The organism is Actimicrobium sp. CCC2.4, from assembly GCF_034347385.1.
Taxonomy (GTDB): domain Bacteria; phylum Pseudomonadota; class Gammaproteobacteria; order Burkholderiales; family Burkholderiaceae_D; genus Actimicrobium.
Genome location: NZ_CP133777.1, coordinates 1,752,191 through 1,773,118, shown reverse-complemented (window position 1 = coordinate 1,773,118; position 20,928 = coordinate 1,752,191). Strand labels below are relative to the sequence as shown.

Genomic DNA, 20,928 nt, shown 5'->3' with positions numbered 1-20,928 from the left:
TGCCGCTGCGCCGCTATTTTAGTCGAAGCATCCTTACTTGAACCGGATCTTGCCGATCAGTTGCATGTGCAGTGTCGTTTCGCCCGGCTCGAAACTTGGCTCGGCAACTGCCACGTCGGCTGCCATGCCGCGCATCGTCTTCATCGCCATCGGTGCATTTTCCATTGACGTCATCGCACCGGCACCATCGAAATCCATGCTCTCGATGACCGCATCGGCAGGATTGCGGCCCATTGCCCGCGCCACTGAAGCGATGCGTTCGGTGAGGTGTCGGGTTGCTGCGACGATGCGTTCGTCATCGAGCTGGCGTGTCGCCTTGTCACTGAGCGAAAATACCAGCCCGTTAAGCGCCAGCACGCCTTGCGCGGCCGCGACGGTCTTTGGTAAGGCAGCGAGGTTGGTCGTCAGGACATCAAGGGTCTGGCCGACCCGCCAGCCGACTGGCTGACGCGACTTCGCCGGGGCTTTCTGCGGCTCATCGGCATAGATCGCGTAGGTGTAATAGCCGCGTGTCGTCAGGACGGCCTGCGGATCGGTGCGTTTGACGATCGCGGTACCCTGCGTCATTTTGAGGTTCACGCGGGAGGCGGCGACGGTCTTGTCCTTGTCCTGCTCTTCGATCGTTAGCGTGGCCAGTGCCTGGTCGTTGGCGCGCTTGACATCGCCTTGCGCCGGCAGCAGCACCAGCGTGCCTGCCGAGGGCAGGACGGCCTGGGCCTGCACGCTCATGGCCATGGCCGACAGGGCCAGGCCCAACATTGCTTTACGCAGCTGCGACATCGTCATTCTCCAGAAATCAGGTAAGGACAAAACTATACGCCCGCAATTTGATACTCCATTGCAGCGGGACGCCTGCTTACAAATGAACCGGCGCAGCACGAAAAAAAACCGTGCAGGGCACGGTTTCCATTGGTCGCTAACAGGCGATTACTCTTCCAGCAGGCTGCGCAGCATCCATGCATTTTTTTCGTGGATCTGCATGCGCTGGGTCAGCAAGTCACAAGTTGGCTGGTCATTGGCTTTCTCGGCGATCGGGAAGACGGCGCGTGCGGTACGTGCCACGGCTTCCTGGCCTTCGACCAGTTCACGGATCATCTCTTGCGCCTTTGGCAGACCGACGCTCGACTTGATGACGGTCAGAGCAGCAAACTGCTCATAGGTGCCCGGTGCCGGCTCGCCCATCGAACGGATACGCTCGGCCACCAGATCCACTGCGGCCCACTGTTCGGTGTACATGCCCATGAACATCAGGTGCAGGGTCTGGAACATCGGCCCGGTGACGTTCCAGTGGAAATTATGTGTCTTCAGATACAGCGTGTAGGTATCGGCCAGCAGATGGGACAAGCCATCGACGATCTTGGCGCGGTCCTTATCGTTGATACCGAAGTCGAGTGTGGGTACGGCTACTTTTTTTGCGCTCATTGATTAACTCCTGAAATGGGGAAAAGAGGGATTCATGACGATGTGCAGCGTGCCACGACAACGCCAAACTGACCCGATAGTACCCCGCCCTATCAAAGCCTGTCTGCGCGCCGGCTCACACAGCGGACAGACAAAAAAACCGCGCCGTAGCGCGGTTCATGGTCAGCAGGTGCCGATCAGTTCTTCGATTGATCGACCAGCTTGTTCTTGGCAATCCACGGCATCATTGCGCGCAGCTTGGCACCGACTTCTTCGATCTGGTGCTCGGAGGTCAGGCGACGACGCGAGATCAGGGTTGGCGCACCAGCCTTGTTTTCAAGGATGAAACTCTTGGCGTATTCGCCGGTCTGGATGTCCTTCAAACACTGACGCATCGCGTTCTTGGTGTCTTCGGTCACGATCTTCGGACCCGTGACATATTCACCGTATTCGGCGTTGTTCGAGATCGAGTAATTCATGTTGGCGATACCGCCTTCATAAATCAGATCGACGATCAGTTTCAGTTCGTGCAGGCATTCGAAATACGCCATTTCAGGCGCGTAACCCGCTTCGGTTAGCGTCTCGAAACCGGCCTTGATCAGCTCGACTGCACCACCGCACAGGACGGCTTGCTCGCCGAACAGGTCGGTCTCGGTCTCTTCGCGGAAGTTGGTTTCGATGATGCCGGCACGACCGCCACCATTGGCCATCGCATACGACAGCGCGATGTCACGGGCGATGCCCGACTGATCCTGGTAGACAGCGATCAGGTGAGGCACGCCGCCGCCCTGGGCGTAGGTCGAACGCACGGTGTGGCCTGGTGCTTTCGGCGCGATCATGATGACGTCGAGGTCGGCGCGTGGCACGACTTGACCGTAGTGCACATTGAAGCCGTGCGCAAACGCCAGGACGGCGCCTTGCTTGGCATGTGGTGCGACGTTTTCGTTGTAGACCTGGGCGATGTTCTCGTCCGGCAGCAGGATCATGATGATGTCAGCGGCTTTGACGGCATCGTTGACTTCAGCAACCTTCAGGCCGGCGTTGACAACCTTGTCCCACGACGCGCCACCCTTGCGCAGACCGACCGTCACGGTGATGCCGGAATCGTTCAGGTTTTGTGCATGGGCATGGCCTTGCGAACCGTAGCCGATGATGGCAACGTTTTTGCCTTTGAGCAGGGACAGATCGCAATCTTTATCGTAAAAAACGTTCATGGTATTTCCTTGAATTATTTGTTGGTCTGAAATTGTGTGGAACAGGACTGCTTACACTTTGAGGATGCGCTCGCCACGGCCGATACCCGAGCCGCCGGTGCGTACCGTCTCCAGTATCGAGGCATGATCGATCGACTCAATGAACGCGTCGAGCTTGATCTTGTTGCCGGTCAGCTCGATCGTGTAGGTTTTTTCGGTCACGTCAATGATGCGACCACGGAAGATATCGGCGGTACGCTTCATTTCTTCGCGCTCCTTGCCCACTGCCCTGACCTTGATGAGCATCAGTTCGCGTTCGATGTGCGCGCCTTCGGTCAGGTCGACCACTTTCACGACTTCGATCAGGCGGTTCAGATGCTTGGTGATCTGTTCGATCACGTCATCCGAGCCATTGGTGACGATGGTCATCCGCGACAGCGTGGCGTCTTCGGTCGGTGCGACCGTCAGCGTTTCGATGTTGTAGCCGCGTGCCGAGAACAGACCGACGACGCGGGACAGTGCACCGGCTTCATTTTCCAGAAGTACGGAAACTATGTGGCGCATGATTACAAATCCTCCGATCCGAGCAGCATTTCAGTGAGGCCTTTTCCGGCTTTCACCATCGGCCAGACATTTTCGGTTTGATCCGTAATGAAGTTCATGAACACCAGCCGGTCCTTCATCGCAAACGCCTCTTTGAGTGCGCCATCAATATCCTTGGGATCTTCGATCTTCATGCCGACATGGCCATACGATTCGGCCAGCATCGTGAAGTCCGGCAGCGAATCCATGTACGACTCGGAATAGCGGCCGTTGTAATCGATCTTCTGCCACTGCTGCACCATACCGAGCACGCGATTGTTAAGCAGGATGATCTTCGGCGTCAGGTGGTATTGCTTGCAGGTGGCGAGTTCCTGGATACACATCTGGATCGAGGCTTCGCCGGTGATGCAGGCGACCGTCGCATCCGGATTGGCCATCTGCACACCCATCGCATACGGCAAGCCGACACCCATCGTGCCGAGACCGCCGGAGTTAATCCAGCGACGCGGCTTGTCGAAACCGTAGTACTGCGCCGCCCACATCTGATGCTGGCCGACGTCAGAGGTGACGAACGCATCGCCCTTGGTGATCTCCCATACTTTCTGGACCACCGATTGCGGCTTGATGACGATATCGGAATTAGTGAACTTCAGGCATTCCTTGCCGCGCCATACATTGATCTGTTTCCACCAGCTGGCCAATGCAACCTGACTTGGCTTTTGTGCTGCGGCGTCGGCGGCATCGAGTTGCGCCAGCATTTCCTGGAGTACTTCGCGCACGTTGCCGACGATAGGAATATCGACCTTGACACGCTTGGAAATCGACGATGGATCGATGTCGATATGAATGATCTTGCGTGGCACCGATGAAAAGTGTTTTGGATTGCCGATCACACGGTCATCGAAACGCGCACCGATGGCGATGAGCACATCGCAGTGCTGCATGGCCATGTTGGCTTCGTACGTGCCGTGCATGCCAGGCATGCCGACGAAATTTTCGCTGGTCGAGCGGTACGCACCCAAGCCCATCAACGTATTGGTGCAAGGGTAGCCGAGCTTGTCGACCAGCTTGTTCAATTCGGGTGAGGCATTGGCGAGGATAACGCCACCGCCGGTGTAGATCATCGGACGTTCGGCATTGAGCAGCAGCTGGACTGCCTTGCGGATTTGCCCCGAATGGCCTTTGTCGACCGGCTTGTACGAGCGCATCTCGATTTCCTTCGGATAGTCATACACGCACTTGTGCATGCTGATGTCCTTCGGAATATCGACCAGTACCGGACCCGGACGGCCGGTCGTGGCAATGAAAAACGCTTTTTTCATTGTCAATGCCAGGTCCTTGACGTCCTTGACCAGGAAGTTGTGCTTGACGCAAGGCCGGGTGATCCCGACCGTATCGCATTCCTGGAAAGCATCCTGACCGATTGCGTGGGACGGTACCTGGCCGGAAATGATCACCATCGGGATCGAATCCATGTAGGCGGTCGCCAGGCCGGTGACGGCATTGGTCACGCCAGGGCCGGAGGTAACCAGCGCCACACCAACTTTATTGGAACTGCGGGAATAGGCATCGGCTGCGTGGATCGCAGCTTGCTCGTGCCGGACCAGGATGTGTTGAAACTTTTCCTGGTTGTAGATGGCGTCGTAGATGTACAGCACTGCGCCGCCCGGATAGCCGAACACGTGTTCGACACCTTCTTCAGCAAGACAGCGCACGACGATTTCGGCACCGGTCATTTCCTTGCCGGCGTCATTCGATGTGTCGGTATTGATTTTGGTACTCATGCAACATTCCTTTCAAGGTCCATTGGAGATTGATCGGATGCTTTTTCCTGGCGAACCCGGTGTGACGGTGGCGGGACTCGGGCTTTCCTTTATTGTGCGGTCCCGTGGTCGTCGACATCTTCCCAGGAAGATGCCTCAAACACGGTTAGCGCGACTCGTTCGGCCAGAGGGTCAATCACTTCAGTACGGGGCTCTCGCGCTTGTGGCACGGGTCAAAGCAAACAGCCTTAATGGTAAAGCGCGTCTTGCCGCCGGGCCATGTTTTGCAGGGCATGCGACCAGACCATAATCCTCTGCGGTGCGAGAGGGAGACACAAGGTAATGCGTTGCACCATGAAGGTCAAGTTAAAACCGCCACCAAAGCCAGTGTTTTCAGGTTCCGCCCCTAAATACCATGCGCTGGTCAGCGAATTTTGCTAGCATGCGCACAGTTTCCGGCAGGCCAGCAACTGGCTACCGAACGCATTCACACTCACTGACTATTCTGGCGACGCCGGTAACGGCGCGCCTGCTTGCATGGCAACTGACAAAGAACTTTCCGACTTTCTTGAAAATGTAGAGCGACGCGCCTTCAAACAGGCCATCTATGCGGTCCGCAAAGAAGAGTCGGCGCTCGACATCGTTCAGGATGCGATGATCAAATTGTCACAAAGTTACGGCGACAAACCGCCGGCCGAGTTACCGCTGCTGTTCCAGCGCATTCTACAAAATACAATCCACGATTACTTCCGGCGTGAAAAAGTCCGCAACACGTGGGTCACGCTGTTCTCCAGCATGACCGGAAACGGCGACGCGGGCGACGAATTTGAACTGCTCGACCATTACAACGCCGACGACAATGTGCAGGCGTCGGAGTCCGGTGCCGACAAGCTGCAGCGGGAACAGACGCTCAGTGCCATCGATCACGAGGTACAAAAACTTCCAGCTCGTCAACGCGAAGCATTTCTGATGCGTTACTGGCAGGACCTCGACGTAGCCGAAACGGCTGCTGCCATGGGGTGTTCCGAAGGGAGCGTTAAAACGCACTGTTCACGCGCTACCCACACCCTGGCCCAAGCGCTAAAAGCCAAAGGAATTACGTTATGAATACCCGGGAATTAAACTTCGCCTACAAAGTTCGGCACGCCCTGAATGAAAATCTTGACAACCTGCCAATGGCAACCACAGACCGGCTTGCCGCCGCGCGCAAGAAAGCGCTTGCCGTAAAACGCCAGGACTCACCGTTGAAGGTACTCGCCGCTCGACACGTTCTGGCCGGACCCGCTGCTGGATTTTTCAGTACGACACCATCCTGGTTTAACCGGGTCGGTCTGATTATCCCGCTGCTGGCATTGGTCGCTGGCCTGTCGGGCATGTACCAATTTGAAAAACAGCAGCGTATTAGCGATACGGCCGATATTGATGCGGCAGTCTTGTCCGACGAACTGCCCTTGTCGGCATATCTGGATTATGGTTTTAGCGCCTATCTGGCAAGGCAGACAGACTGATCATGAGCAGCCGCATGACCATGTCCAATGGAAAACGCTGGCTGGTGACCGGCCTGCTGGCGTGCGCTACGCTGGCAGGATTGGCCGCTGTTGCCGTCCCGCTGGTAGCCAAACAACCTGAGGCAACCAGCCTCAATCCAGGCCCGGCGACACCTGCCGCAAAATCCGTTGAACCTGATACCCGTCCCCGATGGAATGAGCTGACGCCAACCCAGCAAAACGCGCTCGCGCCGCTGGCCGCTGACTGGAACAAGATCGAAATATTTCGCAAAAAAAAATGGATGGAGATAGGCAACCGCTTCAACGGGATGAATCCTGATGAACAAGGCCGTGTCCAGGAGCGCATGCGCGAATGGGCCAAGCTGACACCGGACGAACGCCGGGTTGCACGCGAAATTTATGTCCGCACCAAAAAACTTGACGCTACCCAGAAATCCGCCCAGTGGCAGGAATATCAGCAGTTGACCGAAGATCAAAAGAAAAAACTGGCCGCCGATGTCCCCGCAAAAAAACGCGTGTCGAACTTGCCGATATCGGCTCCCGGCAGTACGCCGGCCGCCGCACCGAAGCGCTACGAAAAAGCGGTTACTAACAAACCTGCCATGACGCCATCATCTGCCGCCGAAGTGGCCCCATTGGCCGTTCCCCAGACTCCCGCGCCCGCCGCCGCAACAACCCGATAAGCCCGATGCCGGATACCTCCCCTGTTCCTGTAGCACCTCCGTCCGTACTGCGCCGCCTTGCCGTCATGCTCTATGAGGGCATGCTGCTGTTCGGCGTGTTATTCATTGCCGGCTGGCTGTTCGGCACATTGCTGCAGCAACGCCATGCACTGTACCTGCGCGGCATCCTCCAGTACTGGCTCTTCTTTGTGATGGGTGCCTACTTCATCTGGTTTTGGAGTCACGGTGGCCAGACGCTGGCCATGAAAACCTGGCGGGTACGGCTGGTCGCCGCCGATGGCTCTGCTGTTTCGGTACTGCAGGCTGCGGCGCGTTTCCTGTTGAGCTGGCTGTGGGTGGTACCAGGATTAATACTGGCCTGGCGCTTCCAGGCGCAGGGCTGGATGCTGATCCTGATTCCAGCAGCCAATGTGGTGATCCTGGCAAGCTTGTGCTGGCTCGATCCGTCCCGGCGATTTCTCCATGATCGTCTGGCGCGCACCAAGCTGATCGGGGTTCCGGAGCTAAAAAAGAAGTAGCTGCTGTCATCAGATCAGAGCCCAGGTCCGCTGGCGATTGCTCCCGATACCTACAAAACGGACTGACACCATGACCCACTTCCCGCCGTCTTTTTTGCCCTTGGAAAGCTATCCGGTCACGGCGACTCATGCCACGTGCAGCCTCATATGTGCAACCGGTGTCGAAGACGGCCAACATCGCTGCAACGGCAGGACCGGATGATACGGCGACTGACTCGCTGGCTGCTCGCCCTCCAGGGTTTGGCCGTCGCCGGTGTTGCCTGGGCACTGCTGCAACTGGCACACCTGCAGTCGCCTGCGCTGGCCCTCGCGCTCGGTGTCGGATTGGTAGTCGCCATCAGGTTATCCATCACAGCCAGTGGCTTTTACCTGGCCTGGCGCTATCGCAGCGAAACACCCGCGCCGTATCGCATTAACCGGCGCATGGCGGCGCGATTGTTTTGCACCGAGTTCAGCGCCAGCATGATCAGTGCGAGCTGGAGCATGCCTTTTTTCAGGGTAGGCAAACGTCCGGCGGCGCAGCCCGAAGGATTGCCGGTATTGCTAATCCACGGTTATGGCTGCAACAGCGGTTACTGGCGCTCCATGAGCCGGCGGCTTAGCGCTGCCAACATCACGCACCATGGAATCGATCTTGAACCGCCACTGGCCGGTATCGACAGCTACGTACCAGCGATCGCCCGGGCGGTCGACACGCTGGCCCGCGACAGCCACTGCCGCCAGGTCATCCTGGTCGTCCACAGCATGGGAGGATTGATCAGCCGTGCTTACTTGCGCGAGCACGGCTGCGACCGACTCGCTGCGGTCATCACTTTAGGCACGCCGCATCACGGCACCGCACTGGCACGGGGAGGTATCGGTATCAACTCGCAGCAGATGTGCTGCAGTGCCGACAACACGCCCAGCGCATGGCTACAGCAACTGGCGGGCAGCGAGACAACACAGACACGCGGGCTCTTCACAACGATCTATTCGCATCATGACAATATCGTCTCGCCGCAATGTTCGGCCCATCTTGAGGGTGCGACCAACCTCGCCGTTGCCGGCATTGGTCACGTCGCACTCGGCATGGACAGCGGCATACAGGAGCGTGTGATCGCCCGGATCAGGCAGGTAGTGGCATCCCGGCCAGTCCGCCAAAACAGGTCGTCAGCATGAAATCGACGATTTGTGCGTCGCTATGAACGCCCATCATTTTCAGATAATCAACACTTGGATCGCACGAGCGTGCATAAACCGTCAGCAGGATGACTTCGACCGGCAAATCCTGACGTAGTACGCCAGCCGCACGGGCGGTCTCGATCAATCCGGCCAGCAACTCGTTGAGATCCATGACGCGACTGATGTACTTCGGATTGTCGAGCAACGATTCACGCAGGAATTTATTGTCAGAAGGCAGCATCGGCAAGCCACCTTCCAGCCGGACTTCGAGCGCCCAGCGCAAGATGCCGCGCAACTGGTCGATCGCTGACATACCGGACGGCAATGCTCGCACGTGGGCAAGCGTATTTTCAATCAGGCTGATCATCGCGGCTGCCGCCAGCGACTCCTTCGACGCAAAATGCTTGTACAGACTGGCCTTCGCGATGCCGACCTCGGCAGCCACCTCATCCATCGTCATCAAATCGTATCCCTTGCGGGCGAGCAAACCATGAACGGCTTCGATGATGGCAGCTTCCCTGACCAGAAGTTGCTGCTGCTTGAAGGTAAGTTTTTGAACAGGAATCATCGGCAGATTTTCGGAAAAAGACAGCGGTAAATTGAACTTTCACGATTATATGACACCTCAACTAGTGTGAATCCGGATTGCCGCTGGCACCGGACAGAGTGCATTCTCTGCAAATTATTATTTGACTTTAAAGGGATCCCATGAAACCACGCTCACACCCTGCGCTACTCTTCGCCGCCATGCTGGCCCTGTCAGCGGGCACTGCCAGTGCAAGCGACCTGGTCGACACGGCCGACACCTCCGGCGGATTCAAGATGTTCCTGGCGACGGTGAAGGCGGCTGGCATGACCGATTCGCTACGTCATCAGGGCCCTTTCACCGTGTTCGCGCCCAGTGACGAAGCCTTTGCAAAACTGCCCGACGGTGAAGTTGAGTCGCTCATGAAAGACAAAGCCAAGCTGGCCCGGGTGCTGTCCCGCCATATCGTCCCGGGCAAACTACTGGTCGCCGAGGTCAAGCCAGGGCCCGTGAAAACCATTCAGGGCGACTCGATCAAACTGACTTCCGACAACGGCATGATTACCGTTGACGGCGCGCGCGTCACGCAAAGTGACCTGAAGGCCGACAACGGCGTGATCCAGGTCATCGACAAGGTAATCCTGCCCTGATCGCCGCGGTATGACCGCGATAGCAGCCATCGGCAAATGGCATGTTCGATGGTATGCTTGCCGCCAAATTCTTACGGCGAACTTCCATGACGACGCAACTCAAAGCACCGCGCCGCACCCGCGAGCGGATCCTCGATCTGTCACTGCTGCTGTTCAACGAATTCGGCGAACCTAATATCACAACCACGGTGATCGCCGACCAGATGAAAATTTCTCCCGGCAACCTGTATTACCATTTTCGGAACAAGGACGACATCGTCAATTCCATTTTCGTCCAGTTCGAGGGCGAGATTTCTCATATGTTGACGGTGCCGGAAAGTCGCCATCCGACCATCGAGGATGTCTGGCATTACCTGCACCTGATGTTCGAGCTGGTCTGGCGCTATCGTTTTTTCTATCGCGACCTGAGTGACCTGCTGTCACGCAATCGCAAAGTCGAGGTCGACTTCAAGAAAATCCTGGTGCACAAAACCCATGTCGCGCGCCACCTGTGTATCGGCTTGCGCAACGACCAGGCGCTGGAAGCCGGCGACGTCGAAATTGATGCACTGGCCACCAACATGGTGGTCGTCGCGACCTACTGGCTGTCCTACGAATACGTCAACAATCCCCGCAAATACAGCGAACAGCAGGCCAGCGCGGATGCACTGGTACGTGGCTGCTACCAGGTCCTGTCGCTGATCCGGCCCTATCTGCGCGGCGAGACCCAGGTGCGCTTCGACAAACTGGCTGAAGACCACCGAAAGAAACTGACATGACTTCCGCTATCCACTCCCTGTGCGTCTATTGCGGCGCATCCAGCGGCAATTCCGCGCCCTATGTTGATGCTGCCCGCTTGATGGGCAAGGCGCTCGTCGAGCACGATATCGCGCTGGTCTATGGTGGTGGACAGATCGGTCTGATGGGTGCGATCGCTGACGAAGTATTACGACTTGGCGGCAGCGCTACAGGCGTCATCCCGCATGCATTACTCGGCAAGGAAGTCGGCCACCCCGGCCTGACCAAACTCCATGTCGTCAAGGACATGCATGAGCGCAAGGCGATGATGGCGGAGTTATCCGATGGCTTCATTGCGATGCCTGGCGGCATGGGAACCATGGAAGAGCTGTTTGAAATGCTGACCTGGTCCCAGCTAGGCTTCCATGACAAACCGATTGGCTTGCTCAATGTGATGGGGTTCTATGATGGCCTGATCGGCTTCGTCGATCACATGGTGACCGAAGGCTTTCTGCGAGCGCATCATCGGCAACTGCTGATGCAGGATACTGTCGCAGCCAGCCTGGTCGGCAAGCTGCGCAGCTATCGGCCCGGGCAGATCGCCAAGCTGCTCAATGACAATGCGGCCCGCACCCTCGTATCCTAGCTCGCCTGCGTGTCCTGTCCGAGCGCCTGCCGGAAATCTTCCACCAGGTCGACGGTATCTTCGATACCCACCGAGACCCTGATCAATGATTCAGCGATCCCCATCGACGCGCGTCGCTCGGCACCCATTTCGAAAAAGATCGTGTGCGCCACAGGGATCACCAGCGTACGCGTATCGCCTAAATTGCTAGCGGGAATGGCCAGACGAAGACGATTCAGATAATCGAAGCAATCGACATCCGCACGCAACTCAAAACTGAACAGACTGCCAAAAGCGCGGAACAATTCACCGGCCAGCGCATGCTGCGGATGCGAGGGCAAGCCGGGATAGTGCACCGCCGCCACGCGTGGATCGGCTTCCAGCATCTGCGCAACAGCTAGCGCATTCGTACACTCCCTGTCAAGGCGCAACGCCATGGTTTCGGACCCGACCGACAAGTGATGCGCCGCTTCCGGACCGAGCGAACCGCCAAAATCACGCAAGGCCTTGGCCCGGATCTGCGCCAATCCCCACTGCCGTGCCGGAGCACGCTTGTAATTGTCGAAGATATTCGGATAGGCGCTCCAGTCAAACAAACCCGTATCGGTCAGGCTGCCGCCCAGCGCATTGCCATGACCGCCAATCGACTTGGTCAGTGCATTGACGACCAGGCTGGCACCAACCGATTTGGGACGAAACAGATAGGGCGACGTCATCGTGTTATCGACGACGTAAATGATTCCACGCGCCGCGCACAACGCGCCGATGCGCTTGAGGTCGGCAACCTGCGTGCGTGGATTGGCGATGGTTTCCACGAAGACCACACGTGTCGCCGGCGTCAACGCCGCCTCGACCAGCGCGACATCGGTCGCATCAACAAAACTGACCTCGGCACCCTGCCCTGCCACGGTCTGCCACAAGCTATTGGTGTTACCGAACAAGAACGCCGACGACACCACATGATCGCCTTCGCGCAGCAAGGATTGCACGATCGCAGCAATGGCCGCCATGCCAGTGGCGAAGCAGATGCTGCCCTGGCCATCTTCCATCAACGTGATCTTGTCTTCCAGTGCCGAGACCGTCGGATTGCCTTGACGGCCATAGCGGTAGCCCGGTTGCTTGCCCTGAAACACTGCCGCAAGCTCACGCGCATCCTTGTAGCCGAAAGCGACGGACGTATGGATAGGCTTGTGCAGGGCACCGTGCTCGATCGGCTTTTGGCGGTCGCTGTGCAGGATCGTGGTGGTAAAGCCGTAGTTGCAGGTGTCTGTCATGATAGGGAAAAAATGGACTGCTAAAAAAGCGGGTACCCGGAAGTCGCTGTTCGAACCGGGTCCGAACAGCGCTCAGATACCAAGGACCTTAATCGACCTGCGCGAGATTGAGGTTGAGTTGCGAACGGACAGCGTCCTCGCTCTCGGGCAAGGGATTGTTGCGGGCGAATTCGATGCGATCAAGATAATCGCGCGAGATGTCGCCGGTGACGTAGACACCATCAAAACAGGACGCCTCGAAATTGCGCAGCGCCGGATTGGTATCGGTAATCGAGCGTTTCAGGGCGTCGATATCCTGGTACACCAGCGCGTCAGCGGTGATCTCGCGGCAGATTTCATCGTTGCTGCGACCGTAGGCAATCAACTCGTTGCGGGTCGGCATGTCGATACCGTAGACATTCGGGAACTTGACCGGTGGTGCCGCCGAGGCAAAAATCACCCGTTTGGCACCGGAGTCGCGCGCCATCTGGACGATCTCGCGGCTGGTGGTGCCACGCACGATCGAATCATCGACCAGCAGCACGCTCTTGCCCTTGAATTCGGAACCGATCGCATTGAGCTTCTGGCGTACCGACTTGCTGCGAATTGCCTGTCCCGGCATCAGGAAAGTCCGACCGATGTAGCGATTCTTGATAAAGCCTTCGCGATAATCGAGGTTCAGCTTCATTGCAAGTTCCATCGCCGCAGGGCGGGACGAATCCGGGATAGGCATCACCACATCGATGTCGCCAGCGGTAAATTCACGCTTGATTTTTTCGGCCAGGTATTCGCCCATTTTCAGGCGCGCGGCATAGACCGAAGCACCATCGATGACCGAATCCGGACGGGCAAAATACACAAACTCGAACGCACACGGATTGAGGGTCGGATTCTCTGCACATTGCTGGTTGTAGAGCTGGCCATCGTTGTCGATAAAGATCGCTTCGCCCGGCATTACGTCACGCAGGAAACGGAAACCCAGGCCTTCGAGCGCCACCGATTCGCTGGCAACAACGTATTCGTTGCCCTTTGGCGTTTCGTTGATACCGATGCACAGCGGACGGATACCGTACGGATCGCGGAACGCCAGCAAACCGTAACCGGAAATTTGTGCGACCACGGCATAGGAGCCGCGCACACGCTGATGCAGCACCGCGACCGCCTTGAACAGGGCGGCCGGGTCCAGCGAGTAGCCACTGGTGGCTTGCTGGATTTCATGTGCCAGCACATTGAGCAGCACTTCCGAATCCGACGACGTATTGATGTGACGGCGATCGTTCTTGAACATCTCGATCTTCAACTGTTCCCAGTTGGTCAGATTGCCGTTATGCGCCAGCGTGATGCCGAACGGCGCATTGACATAAAACGGCTGGGCTTCTTCGGCACTGGCGGAACCGGCGGTCGGATAGCGGCACTGGCCGATACCGATATTGCCTTGCAAGGAGCGCATATTGCGCGTGCGAAAAACATCACGCACGAGACCATTGGCCTTGTGCATGTAGAACATGTTTGCATGACTGGTTGCGATACCTGCTGCATCCTGACCGCGATGCTGCAACAGCAGCAGTGCATCGTAGATCAGTTGATTGACAGGACTTTGGGAAACGACGCCGACGATGCCACACATGGTGGACTCCTAACTAAGACAATTCAAAAATGTACGTGCCGCGCGAAATCGCCCGGCAGAAAAGCTTGGGCAGTACGCGCGGCGGTTTCCGCCAGCGGACTCAATAGGGCCCCGGTCCAGAATGCCTGCTGCGGTATCGCCGTGGTCCCGCATACCAGCACCACCGCCAGGACAATGACCAGACCCCGCGCCAGGCCGAACAGACCGCCAAGGCCCCGATCGACCAGCGTCAAACCACTGGCCTTGATAATTCCTTCCAGCGCCATCGTCAGCAAACCCATCAGCAAGCGCACCCCGATAAACAGGACGACAAAGGCAACGATCAGCCGCGTGGTGCTGCCCGGGATCATTTGCGGCAGTAACTGCGCCAGTGGGTCGCCATATTGATTGGCGACCATCAGCGCAACAATCCAGCTGGCCAGCGACAGTACTTCCTTGACCAGTCCCCGCAGCGTGCTGATCACCACCGAACAGATCAGCACAAACATCACCAGATAATCAAAAACAGTCACGCTCCTGTCCCTGCTCAGGATGGCACCACGGTGCCGGACAAACCGATCTTGTTCAATCGCGCACGCACCTTGTCTGCCTCTTCCTGGCTGGAGAACGGACCAATCCGGACACGAATACGCTGACCCGCATCGGTCGAGATCGTTTGTGTGTATGAGTTGATACCGGCTGTCTTCAGTTTGTCTTGTAACTCATCGACTTTTTCTTTTGTTGCCAGCGCCGCCACTTGCACGACGAGCCGCACTGATTTCTTGTCAGCCGGTTTTGCCCGCGCGGCACTGCCGTCTAGTATCGCCATTGCACGCGCACTGTCGGCAGCTTTTTCTTCGGCCGGTGTCGGTTCTGGCTTGGCTTCGGGTTTTGGTTCAGGCTCGGGCCTCACTTCCGGCTTCGGTTCGGGCTTCGGTTCGGGCTTGGCTTGAGACTTGGATTCGGGCGTGGCACTCAGGTCCGCACTCGCCATTGGCTTGGCTTGATCAACCGGAGCGGGCCTCTTGCCGGCACTGGCTTGCGGCACGGAAGCGGGTTCGACGACCTCTTCGGATTTGTCGAGCGCGGCCTCCTGCGCAATGGCGGCAGGCGGCGTTACCGCGGCAGTCTTCGGCTGCGAAGGACGTGCCGGCAAATCCTTGGAAGGCATCTGCACCAGCACATCGTCGCCCAACGGCGGGGGTTCGGAATCGAGCACCATTGGCAAACCTATTACCGCTGCCAGCACCAGTGTGACGGCACCCACCAGCCGGCGGCGTGCACGCTTTTTTTCCGGCAGCACCGGATCCACGGGTTCGGATGCCGTCTTGCCTGGCTTGGCCTTGGCACGGCCCCGCACGGCCCCCGACTCTTCTTCGGAACGGGAATAAAACGCCCCTTCGGCAGCGTCAGGTTCTGGCGGTTTCTTGCGGAAAAACGATGACAAGCCCATGCGGTCGAATGTGAGTAGTTCAGTGAATAGTTCAGTGATTAGCAGCGGCGCGGAACGCCATGACACCGGCGACGGTGACGAACGATCCGAAAACCGCAATTCTATCATTCTCGCCTGCCCTGCCCGTTGCATTTGCGAATGCTTCAGCAGGTGTCGCGAAGCATTGAATCGTGCATTCCGCATCGGCCTTGTCCGTCGGCGTGACGCCAGCGGCGAGCAATTTTTCGCGTATCTGCGCGGCCGTTGCGCCGCGCGGCAAAGGTAAATCAGTGAGGCACCAGTGGTCCACTTGTCCCTTGAGCTGGGCAATCACGCCATCGATATCCTTGTCGTGCATCGCACCGAAAACCGCATACGTGTACGGATGAAAACCCATATTGCCGAAGTTTTGCGATAGCGTCGCGGCGGCGTGCGGATTGTGGGCGACGTCGAGGATCACCGTCGGACGGCCGGGCAGCACCTGGAACCGTCCCGGCAAATCGACCAGCACCAGTCCGGTCCGAACTTCCTGCGCGCCGACGGGCAGCCGGTTACGCAACACTTCCAGCGCCGCCAGCGCGGCCGACGCATTGAGCAACTGATTCGCACCGCGCAGGCTCGGATAACCGAGCGAATTGCGGCGCTGCTCGCGCCCGCCATAATTCCATTGCAACTGGTCGCCCATGTAATTGAAGTCCCGCCCGAGCAGCCACAGATCGGCACCGACCGCGGCAGCGTGATCAAGCAGCGATTGCGGTGGCACCGGATCGCTGCAAATAGCAGCCCTGCCGGCGCGGAAAATGCCGGCCTTTTCAAAACCGATTGCTTCGCGTGTATGGCCCAGGTATTCGGTGTGATCGATATCGACGCTGGTGATGATGGCGACATCGGCATCGATGATGTTCATTGCATCGAGTCGCCCGCCGAGACCGACCTCGAGGATCACGACATCGAGGCGGGCATCGACGAATAACTGCAGGATCGCCAGCGTCGTGAACTCGAAGTAGCTCAGCGAAATGGTGCCACGGGCCTGCTCGACCACGCCAAAGTAGCGCACCAGTTCGGCATCGGACGCCGATTCGCCGGCTACGCGCGCCCGCTCATTGAAATCGATCAGATGCGGCGAAGTCGACAGGCCGACGCGGTAACCGGCTTGCAGCAGGATCGCTTCGAGCATGGCGCAAGTCGATCCTTTGCCGTTGGTGCCGCCGACCGTAATGACGGGGCAGTCGAAACGGATACCCATCCGTACGGCGACCGCCGACACGCGATCGAGGCCCATGTCGATGGTGATCGGATGTTGGGATTCAAGGCGTGCCAGCCAGCCAGCTAGCGTATCGGGAAGTGTGTGCATGAGACTCAAGATGGGTTAGCTCGGAAAAATAAAAAGCCCGAACGGATCGCACGGGCTTTCGGGTAGCGCGCCGGACTCAGGCAATGACGTCGGCAGCCTGGTTTTGCAACAGCGCCAGCAAGCGGGCGATTTCTTCACGCATCTTGCGGCGATCAACAATCATGTCGACTGCGCCCTTGGTGACCAGGAATTCGGCACGCTGGAAACCTTCGGGCAGTTTTTCGCGGACTGTGTTTTCGATCACGCGCGGACCGGCAAATCCGATCAGTGCTTTCGGTTCGGCAATGACGACATCGCCCATGAACGCGAACGAGGCCGAGACACCGCCCATGGTCGGATCGGTCAGTACCGAGATGAATGGCAGCTTTTTTTCGGACAGCTTGGTGAGCATCGATGTGGTCTTGGCCATCTGCATCAGCGACAGCAAGCCTTCCTGCATCCGTGCGCCACCGGTGGCGGTGATGCAGATGAACGGCACCATTTGCTCGAGTGCGTTTTGGGCCCCGCGTACAAAGCGCTCGCCAACCACCGAGCCCATCGAGCCGCCCATGAATTCGAATTCGAAACAGGCCACCACGACCGGCAGCGACATGATGGTGCCACCCAGGACGATGAGCGCATCGGTTTCGCCGGTGGCTTCCATCGCGGCTTTCAGGCGATCCGGATATTTTTTGCTGTCCTTGAACTTGAGCGTATCGACCGGCAGGGTTTCCTGGCCGATTTCATAGCGGCCACCGGCGTCAAGCAAAGAATCAAGCCGCTCGCGCGCACGGATGCGCATGTGATGATTACACTTCGGACAAACCCGGATGTTCGACTCGAGATCGGTGCGGTACAGCACCGCTTCGCAGGAGGGACATTTGACCCACAAACCTTCAGGCACCGATTTGCGGGTGGCTGATTCGGAGCGCTGTATGCGCGGGGGTAGCAGTTTCTCAAGCCAGCTCATGGTATTCCTCTTAATTTTTTACTTGGGCGATTGTACCTTCTGCCCGTGCGCGCCAACCAAAACGATGCTGCCGGATCAGGCCGGTGCATCCAGTGCCGCCCGGATACCGGCAACAAAGTTGTGCGCCGTCTCGACGGCCTTTTCGTGCGGCGTGGTCTCTAACTCCTGAATGATGCGACTACCGATTACGACCGCATCGGCGACACTGGCGATGGCCCGGGCAGTCGCGCCGTCACGAATACCGAAGCCGACTGCAATCGGCAATTTGACATGCTGGCGGATCGCGGCAATGCGTTCGGACACGTCGGCAATGTCGATGTTGCCGGCACCGGTGACGCCTTTGAGCGAAACGTAATAGCAAAACCCGCGTCCGGCAGCGGCGACCTGATGGATACGTGCCTCCGTCGAGGTCGGCGCCAGCAGGAAGATCGAATCAAGGCCTTCCGCCTGCATGCCGGCAGCGAACTCCTCGCATTCCTCGGGCGGGTAGTCGACCACGATGGTGCCATCGACACCGGCCGCCGCAGCCGCAGCGATGAAGACCTGCTGGCCCATGCGCTCAATCGGATTGGCATAGCCCATCAGTACAACCGGCGTCGTCGCGTCGGTTTCGCGGAACTCGCGAACGAATTCGAGGACATCACGCAGACCGACGCCATACTTGAGCGCCCGTTCGCAGGCACGCTGGATGACCGGACCTTCGGCCATCGGATCGGAAAACGGCACGCCGAGTTCGAGGATATTGGCACCACCCGCGACCATCGCATGCATCAGCGGCACGGTCAGTTGTGGCGACGGATCGCCGGCGGTAATGAATGGAATCAATCCGGTTTTGTGGCTGGCGGCAAGCGCTGCCATCGTTGCTTGGATTCTGGACATGGTCTTTACGGAGTAATGGTATTCGAAGGCTGCGCCCGGCCAACGGCCAGGCGCATGCCGGCTGCGTCTTACTTATGCAGAGTGATGACTTTGACCGCGTTGGCGGCCTCGACCGCAGCGGCGCCGACAGCGCAGGATTCACGGCAGTAGAAGTTCATGCCCATGCGTTCGGCCACGGTATGCATGTCCTTGTCGCCACGCCCGGACAGGTTGACCAGGATGGTCTTGTCTTTGGGCAGGGTGGCTGCCAGCTTCGCTGCATACGCCAGCGCATGAGCTGATTCGAGTGCCGGAATGATGCCCTCGATCAGGCAGCAGTCATGGAATGCCTGCAGTGCTTCGTCATCGGTGATACCGACATATTGCGCGCGGCCGATGTCTTTCAACCACGCGTGCTCGGGACCGACGCCCGGATAGTCGAGACCGGCCGAGACCGAATGGGTTTCCGTGACCTGGCCGTTTTCATCCTGCAGCAAATACGTCCGATTACCATGCAAGACACCCGGCGTACCCAGTTGCAGCGACGCCGAATGCTTGCCGCTCTCCATGCCTTCGCCGGCCGCCTCGACACCGATCAACTGGACGTCGTGGTGATCGATGTATGGATAAAAAATACCCATCGCGTTGGATCCGCCACCCACGCAGGCCATCACGTAGTCCGGTTGGCGACCGGTCATCACCGGCATCTGTTCAAGGCATTCGTTACCGATCACCGATTGAAAATCACGCACCATCATCGGATACGGATGCGGACCGGCGACGGTGCCGATGATGTAGAAGGTGTTTTCGATGTTGGTGACCCAGTCGCGCATCGCTTCGTTGAGTGCGTCTTTCAGGGTTTTCGAACCGGACTCGACCGGCACCACGGTGGCACCCAGCAACTTCATCCGGTACACATTCTGGGCTTGGCGCTTGATGTCCTCGCTACCCATGTAGACGATGCATTCAAGGCCGAAGCGGGCGCAGATCGTCGCGGTGGCGACGCCGTGCTGACCGGCACCGGTCTCGGCGATGATGCGCGGCTTGCCCATGCGTTTTGCGAGCAGCGCCTGGCCGATCACGTTGTTGATCTTGTGTGCGCCGGTATGGTTGAGGTCTTCGCGCTTGAAATAAATCTGCGCGCCGCCCATTTTTTCGGACCAGCGCTTGGCGTGATAGATCGGGCTTGGACGCCCGACAAAATGGTTCAGGTCGTCTTCGAATTCAGCCAGGAATTCAGGATCGTTGCTGTAGCGCGCATAGGCCGCTTTCAGCTCATCGAGTGCATGGGTCAGTGTTTCGGAGACGAAGCTGCCACCGTACGGGCCGAAGTGGCCCCGGACATCCGGCAGGTTGTAGGCTTCGGCCGGATGGGCGGCTTGTTGTGCGGCAAGTGTAGTGAGTGTCATGGGTATTCCCGGGTAAGGCGTTGTCTGGTGCGTCGTGCTCAGGCCGGCATGGTGTCGGCGAGTCGCACGGCGGCGATAAAGCGGTGGATTGCGGCGGCGTCCTTGATGCCCTTGGCGACTTCGACGCCACTGCTGACATCGACTGCAAAGGGACGGACGCGAACGACCGCATCAGTGGCGTTGTGCGCGCTCAAGCCACCACTTAAAACGACCCGAGGTGCGAGCTCTTCTGGGATGAGAGACCAATCGAAAACCTTTCCAGTACCACCATAAGCATCTGCCAGGGTATCGAGCAACAAGCCGGAATACAGCGCACCGGTGGCTCGATAGGACTGCTCGCATTCTAGCAAATCTTCGGCAATTGTTTGCGCGCCGACCCGGAGTGCCCGGAGGTAAGGGCGATTGACGGCAGCGGCGATCTCGGCGCACTGCCCGGGGGTCTCGTCACCGTGAAATTGCAGCAGCGACAGCGGCGTTACCCGCAGCACTTGCTGAACCTCTGCGACGGTCGCATTGACGAACAGGCCAACCGTGGTAATAAACGGAGGCACATGACGCAACAGCATCGCGGCCTGCGCTGCAGTGACGTGACGGGGGCTGGGCGGATAGAACACGAGGCCAATCGCATCGGCACCGGCGGCAATCGCGGCAGTCACATCGTCGTCGCGGGTCAAGCCGCAAATTTTGATTCGGGTACGGTGATTCATTGAGAGCGGTTTCTTTTCAAAATGACCCGCGGCAGAGTAGCCGGCGCAACACCGACGGGTCGGTCGGGTCAA

Annotated in this window: 23 protein-coding genes; 8 read left to right on the top strand and 15 right to left on the bottom strand. The window is 58.2% G+C overall.

Features of this window, described 5'->3' with window-relative positions:
- Positions 1-33: 33 nt before the first annotated feature.
- From RHM62_RS08230 to RHM62_RS08210, 5 genes are all read right to left on the bottom strand, one after another.
- A complete protein-coding gene (locus RHM62_RS08230) occupies positions 34-780 on the bottom strand; it encodes an SIMPL domain-containing protein (RefSeq protein ID WP_322125023.1) in 747 nt (248 codons plus the stop codon).
- A 147-nt stretch (positions 781-927) separates the two neighbouring features.
- Entirely contained in the window at positions 928-1,422 is a 495-nt protein-coding gene (locus RHM62_RS08225; protein WP_322125022.1) for a Dps family protein, read from the bottom strand.
- 176 nt (positions 1,423-1,598) lie between these two features.
- A complete protein-coding gene (gene ilvC / locus RHM62_RS08220) occupies positions 1,599-2,615 on the bottom strand; it encodes a ketol-acid reductoisomerase (protein ID WP_009667595.1) in 1,017 nt (338 codons plus the stop codon).
- Between the two features lie 51 nt (positions 2,616-2,666).
- Positions 2,667-3,158: an acetolactate synthase small subunit gene (gene ilvN / locus RHM62_RS08215; RefSeq protein ID WP_009667596.1), complete on the bottom strand. Its 492-nt coding sequence runs from the start codon at positions 3,156-3,158 to the stop codon at positions 2,667-2,669.
- A gap of 2 nt (positions 3,159-3,160) precedes the next feature.
- Positions 3,161-4,921 (bottom strand): acetolactate synthase 3 catalytic subunit, encoded by a 1,761-nt coding sequence (locus tag RHM62_RS08210; RefSeq protein ID WP_322125021.1) that lies wholly within the window; start codon positions 4,919-4,921, stop codon positions 3,161-3,163.
- 516 nt (positions 4,922-5,437) lie between these two features.
- Here RHM62_RS08210 and RHM62_RS08205 point away from each other — a divergent pair.
- The 5 genes from RHM62_RS08205 (at position 5,438) to RHM62_RS08185 (ending at position 8,767) form a co-directional block, all read left to right on the top strand.
- Positions 5,438-6,007, top strand: a complete 570-nt coding sequence (locus RHM62_RS08205; RefSeq protein WP_322125020.1) for an RNA polymerase sigma factor — start codon at positions 5,438-5,440, stop codon at positions 6,005-6,007.
- Positions 6,004-6,408 carry a DUF3619 family protein gene (locus tag RHM62_RS08200; RefSeq protein ID WP_322125019.1) on the top strand — a complete coding sequence of 135 codons (405 nt, stop codon included), beginning with the start codon at positions 6,004-6,006 and terminating at the stop codon, positions 6,406-6,408. The genes RHM62_RS08205 and RHM62_RS08200 overlap by 4 nt, the downstream gene beginning before the upstream one ends.
- Positions 6,409-6,422: 14 nt before the next feature.
- Complete coding sequence (locus RHM62_RS08195) at positions 6,423-7,091, top strand: DUF3106 domain-containing protein (protein ID WP_322125018.1); 669 nt, start codon at positions 6,423-6,425, stop codon at positions 7,089-7,091.
- Positions 7,092-7,096: 5 nt separating this feature from the next.
- Positions 7,097-7,609 carry an RDD family protein gene (locus RHM62_RS08190; protein ID WP_322125017.1) on the top strand — a complete coding sequence of 171 codons (513 nt, stop codon included), beginning with the start codon at positions 7,097-7,099 and terminating at the stop codon, positions 7,607-7,609.
- A 198-nt stretch (positions 7,610-7,807) separates the two neighbouring features.
- Complete coding sequence (locus tag RHM62_RS08185) at positions 7,808-8,767, top strand: esterase/lipase family protein (RefSeq protein ID WP_322125016.1); 960 nt, start codon at positions 7,808-7,810, stop codon at positions 8,765-8,767.
- Here RHM62_RS08185 and RHM62_RS08180 read toward each other — a convergent pair.
- Positions 8,715-9,338, bottom strand: a complete 624-nt coding sequence (locus RHM62_RS08180) for a TetR/AcrR family transcriptional regulator (RefSeq protein WP_322125015.1) — start codon at positions 9,336-9,338, stop codon at positions 8,715-8,717. The genes RHM62_RS08185 and RHM62_RS08180 overlap by 53 nt on opposite strands.
- 140 nt (positions 9,339-9,478) lie before the next feature.
- Here RHM62_RS08180 and RHM62_RS08175 point away from each other — a divergent pair, with 140 nt between their 5' ends.
- From RHM62_RS08175 to RHM62_RS08165, 3 genes are all read left to right on the top strand, one after another.
- Positions 9,479-9,946, top strand: a complete 468-nt coding sequence (locus RHM62_RS08175; protein ID WP_322125014.1) for a fasciclin domain-containing protein — start codon at positions 9,479-9,481, stop codon at positions 9,944-9,946.
- An 86-nt stretch (positions 9,947-10,032) separates the two neighbouring features.
- Positions 10,033-10,704 (top strand): TetR/AcrR family transcriptional regulator, encoded by a 672-nt coding sequence (locus RHM62_RS08170; protein ID WP_322125013.1) that lies wholly within the window; start codon positions 10,033-10,035, stop codon positions 10,702-10,704.
- 8 nt (positions 10,705-10,712) lie between these two features.
- Entirely contained in the window at positions 10,713-11,309 is a 597-nt protein-coding gene (locus RHM62_RS08165) for a TIGR00730 family Rossman fold protein (RefSeq protein ID WP_416172320.1), read from the top strand.
- On the opposite strand, the gene RHM62_RS08160 is transcribed toward RHM62_RS08165, so the two are convergent.
- The 9 genes from RHM62_RS08160 to RHM62_RS08120 all read right to left on the bottom strand — a co-directional run bounded on the left by RHM62_RS08160 (position 11,306) and on the right by RHM62_RS08120 (position 20,928).
- Positions 11,306-12,562, bottom strand: a complete 1,257-nt coding sequence (locus tag RHM62_RS08160) for a cystathionine gamma-synthase family protein (RefSeq protein WP_322125011.1) — start codon at positions 12,560-12,562, stop codon at positions 11,306-11,308. The genes RHM62_RS08165 and RHM62_RS08160 overlap by 4 nt on opposite strands.
- Positions 12,563-12,650: 88 nt before the next feature.
- Entirely contained in the window at positions 12,651-14,168 is a 1,518-nt protein-coding gene (gene purF, locus RHM62_RS08155) for an amidophosphoribosyltransferase (RefSeq protein WP_322125010.1), read from the bottom strand.
- Positions 14,169-14,191: 23 nt separating this feature from the next.
- Positions 14,192-14,680, bottom strand: a complete 489-nt coding sequence (locus tag RHM62_RS08150; protein ID WP_322125009.1) for a CvpA family protein — start codon at positions 14,678-14,680, stop codon at positions 14,192-14,194.
- A gap of 14 nt (positions 14,681-14,694) precedes the next feature.
- Positions 14,695-15,600, bottom strand: a complete 906-nt coding sequence (locus RHM62_RS08145; protein ID WP_322125358.1) for an SPOR domain-containing protein — start codon at positions 15,598-15,600, stop codon at positions 14,695-14,697.
- A 31-nt stretch (positions 15,601-15,631) separates the two neighbouring features.
- Complete coding sequence (gene folC / locus RHM62_RS08140) at positions 15,632-16,933, bottom strand: bifunctional tetrahydrofolate synthase/dihydrofolate synthase (RefSeq protein ID WP_322125008.1); 1,302 nt, start codon at positions 16,931-16,933, stop codon at positions 15,632-15,634.
- A 76-nt stretch (positions 16,934-17,009) separates the two neighbouring features.
- The gene (gene accD, locus RHM62_RS08135) at positions 17,010-17,882 is read right to left on the bottom strand and encodes an acetyl-CoA carboxylase, carboxyltransferase subunit beta (protein ID WP_040723474.1); all 873 of its coding nucleotides are present in this window, start codon (positions 17,880-17,882) and stop codon (positions 17,010-17,012) included.
- Positions 17,883-17,957: 75 nt separating this feature from the next.
- Complete coding sequence (gene trpA / locus RHM62_RS08130) at positions 17,958-18,761, bottom strand: tryptophan synthase subunit alpha (protein ID WP_322125007.1); 804 nt, start codon at positions 18,759-18,761, stop codon at positions 17,958-17,960.
- 68 nt (positions 18,762-18,829) lie between these two features.
- On the bottom strand, positions 18,830-20,149 hold the full coding sequence (trpB, locus tag RHM62_RS08125; protein WP_322125006.1) for a tryptophan synthase subunit beta: 1,320 nt from the start codon (positions 20,147-20,149) through the stop codon (positions 18,830-18,832).
- Positions 20,150-20,187: 38 nt separating this feature from the next.
- Positions 20,188-20,928 carry a phosphoribosylanthranilate isomerase gene (locus RHM62_RS08120; protein ID WP_416172300.1) on the bottom strand — a complete coding sequence of 247 codons (741 nt, stop codon included), beginning with the start codon at positions 20,926-20,928 and terminating at the stop codon, positions 20,188-20,190.

What these genes read in the sequence shown, in the direction of transcription:
- RHM62_RS08175 (WP_322125014.1), top strand. Translation starts at nt 9,479, where the DNA reads ATGAAACCACGCTCACACCCTGCGCTACTCTTCGCCGCCATGCTGGCC.
- RHM62_RS08195 (WP_322125018.1), top strand. Translation starts at nt 6,423, where the DNA reads ATGACCATGTCCAATGGAAAACGCTGGCTGGTGACCGGCCTGCTGGCG.
- RHM62_RS08180 (WP_322125015.1), bottom strand. Translation starts at nt 9,338, where the DNA reads ATGATTCCTGTTCAAAAACTTACCTTCAAGCAGCAGCAACTTCTGGTC.
- RHM62_RS08185 (WP_322125016.1), top strand. Translation starts at nt 7,808, where the DNA reads ATGATACGGCGACTGACTCGCTGGCTGCTCGCCCTCCAGGGTTTGGCC.
- trpA (WP_322125007.1), bottom strand. Translation starts at nt 18,761, where the DNA reads ATGTCCAGAATCCAAGCAACGATGGCAGCGCTTGCCGCCAGCCACAAA.
- RHM62_RS08160 (WP_322125011.1), bottom strand. Translation starts at nt 12,562, where the DNA reads ATGACAGACACCTGCAACTACGGCTTTACCACCACGATCCTGCACAGC.
- accD (WP_040723474.1), bottom strand. Translation starts at nt 17,882, where the DNA reads ATGAGCTGGCTTGAGAAACTGCTACCCCCGCGCATACAGCGCTCCGAA.
- purF (WP_322125010.1), bottom strand. Translation starts at nt 14,168, where the DNA reads ATGTGTGGCATCGTCGGCGTCGTTTCCCAAAGTCCTGTCAATCAACTG.
- RHM62_RS08170 (WP_322125013.1), top strand. Translation starts at nt 10,033, where the DNA reads ATGACGACGCAACTCAAAGCACCGCGCCGCACCCGCGAGCGGATCCTC.
- RHM62_RS08230 (WP_322125023.1), bottom strand. Translation starts at nt 780, where the DNA reads ATGTCGCAGCTGCGTAAAGCAATGTTGGGCCTGGCCCTGTCGGCCATG.
- RHM62_RS08190 (WP_322125017.1), top strand. Translation starts at nt 7,097, where the DNA reads ATGCCGGATACCTCCCCTGTTCCTGTAGCACCTCCGTCCGTACTGCGC.
- RHM62_RS08225 (WP_322125022.1), bottom strand. Translation starts at nt 1,422, where the DNA reads ATGAGCGCAAAAAAAGTAGCCGTACCCACACTCGACTTCGGTATCAAC.
- ilvC (WP_009667595.1), bottom strand. Translation starts at nt 2,615, where the DNA reads ATGAACGTTTTTTACGATAAAGATTGCGATCTGTCCCTGCTCAAAGGC.
- RHM62_RS08200 (WP_322125019.1), top strand. Translation starts at nt 6,004, where the DNA reads ATGAATACCCGGGAATTAAACTTCGCCTACAAAGTTCGGCACGCCCTG.
- RHM62_RS08210 (WP_322125021.1), bottom strand. Translation starts at nt 4,921, where the DNA reads ATGAGTACCAAAATCAATACCGACACATCGAATGACGCCGGCAAGGAA.
- RHM62_RS08205 (WP_322125020.1), top strand. Translation starts at nt 5,438, where the DNA reads ATGGCAACTGACAAAGAACTTTCCGACTTTCTTGAAAATGTAGAGCGA.
- RHM62_RS08145 (WP_322125358.1), bottom strand. Translation starts at nt 15,600, where the DNA reads ATGGGCTTGTCATCGTTTTTCCGCAAGAAACCGCCAGAACCTGACGCT.
- folC (WP_322125008.1), bottom strand. Translation starts at nt 16,933, where the DNA reads ATGCACACACTTCCCGATACGCTAGCTGGCTGGCTGGCACGCCTTGAA.
- trpB (WP_322125006.1), bottom strand. Translation starts at nt 20,149, where the DNA reads ATGACACTCACTACACTTGCCGCACAACAAGCCGCCCATCCGGCCGAA.
- ilvN (WP_009667596.1), bottom strand. Translation starts at nt 3,158, where the DNA reads ATGCGCCACATAGTTTCCGTACTTCTGGAAAATGAAGCCGGTGCACTG.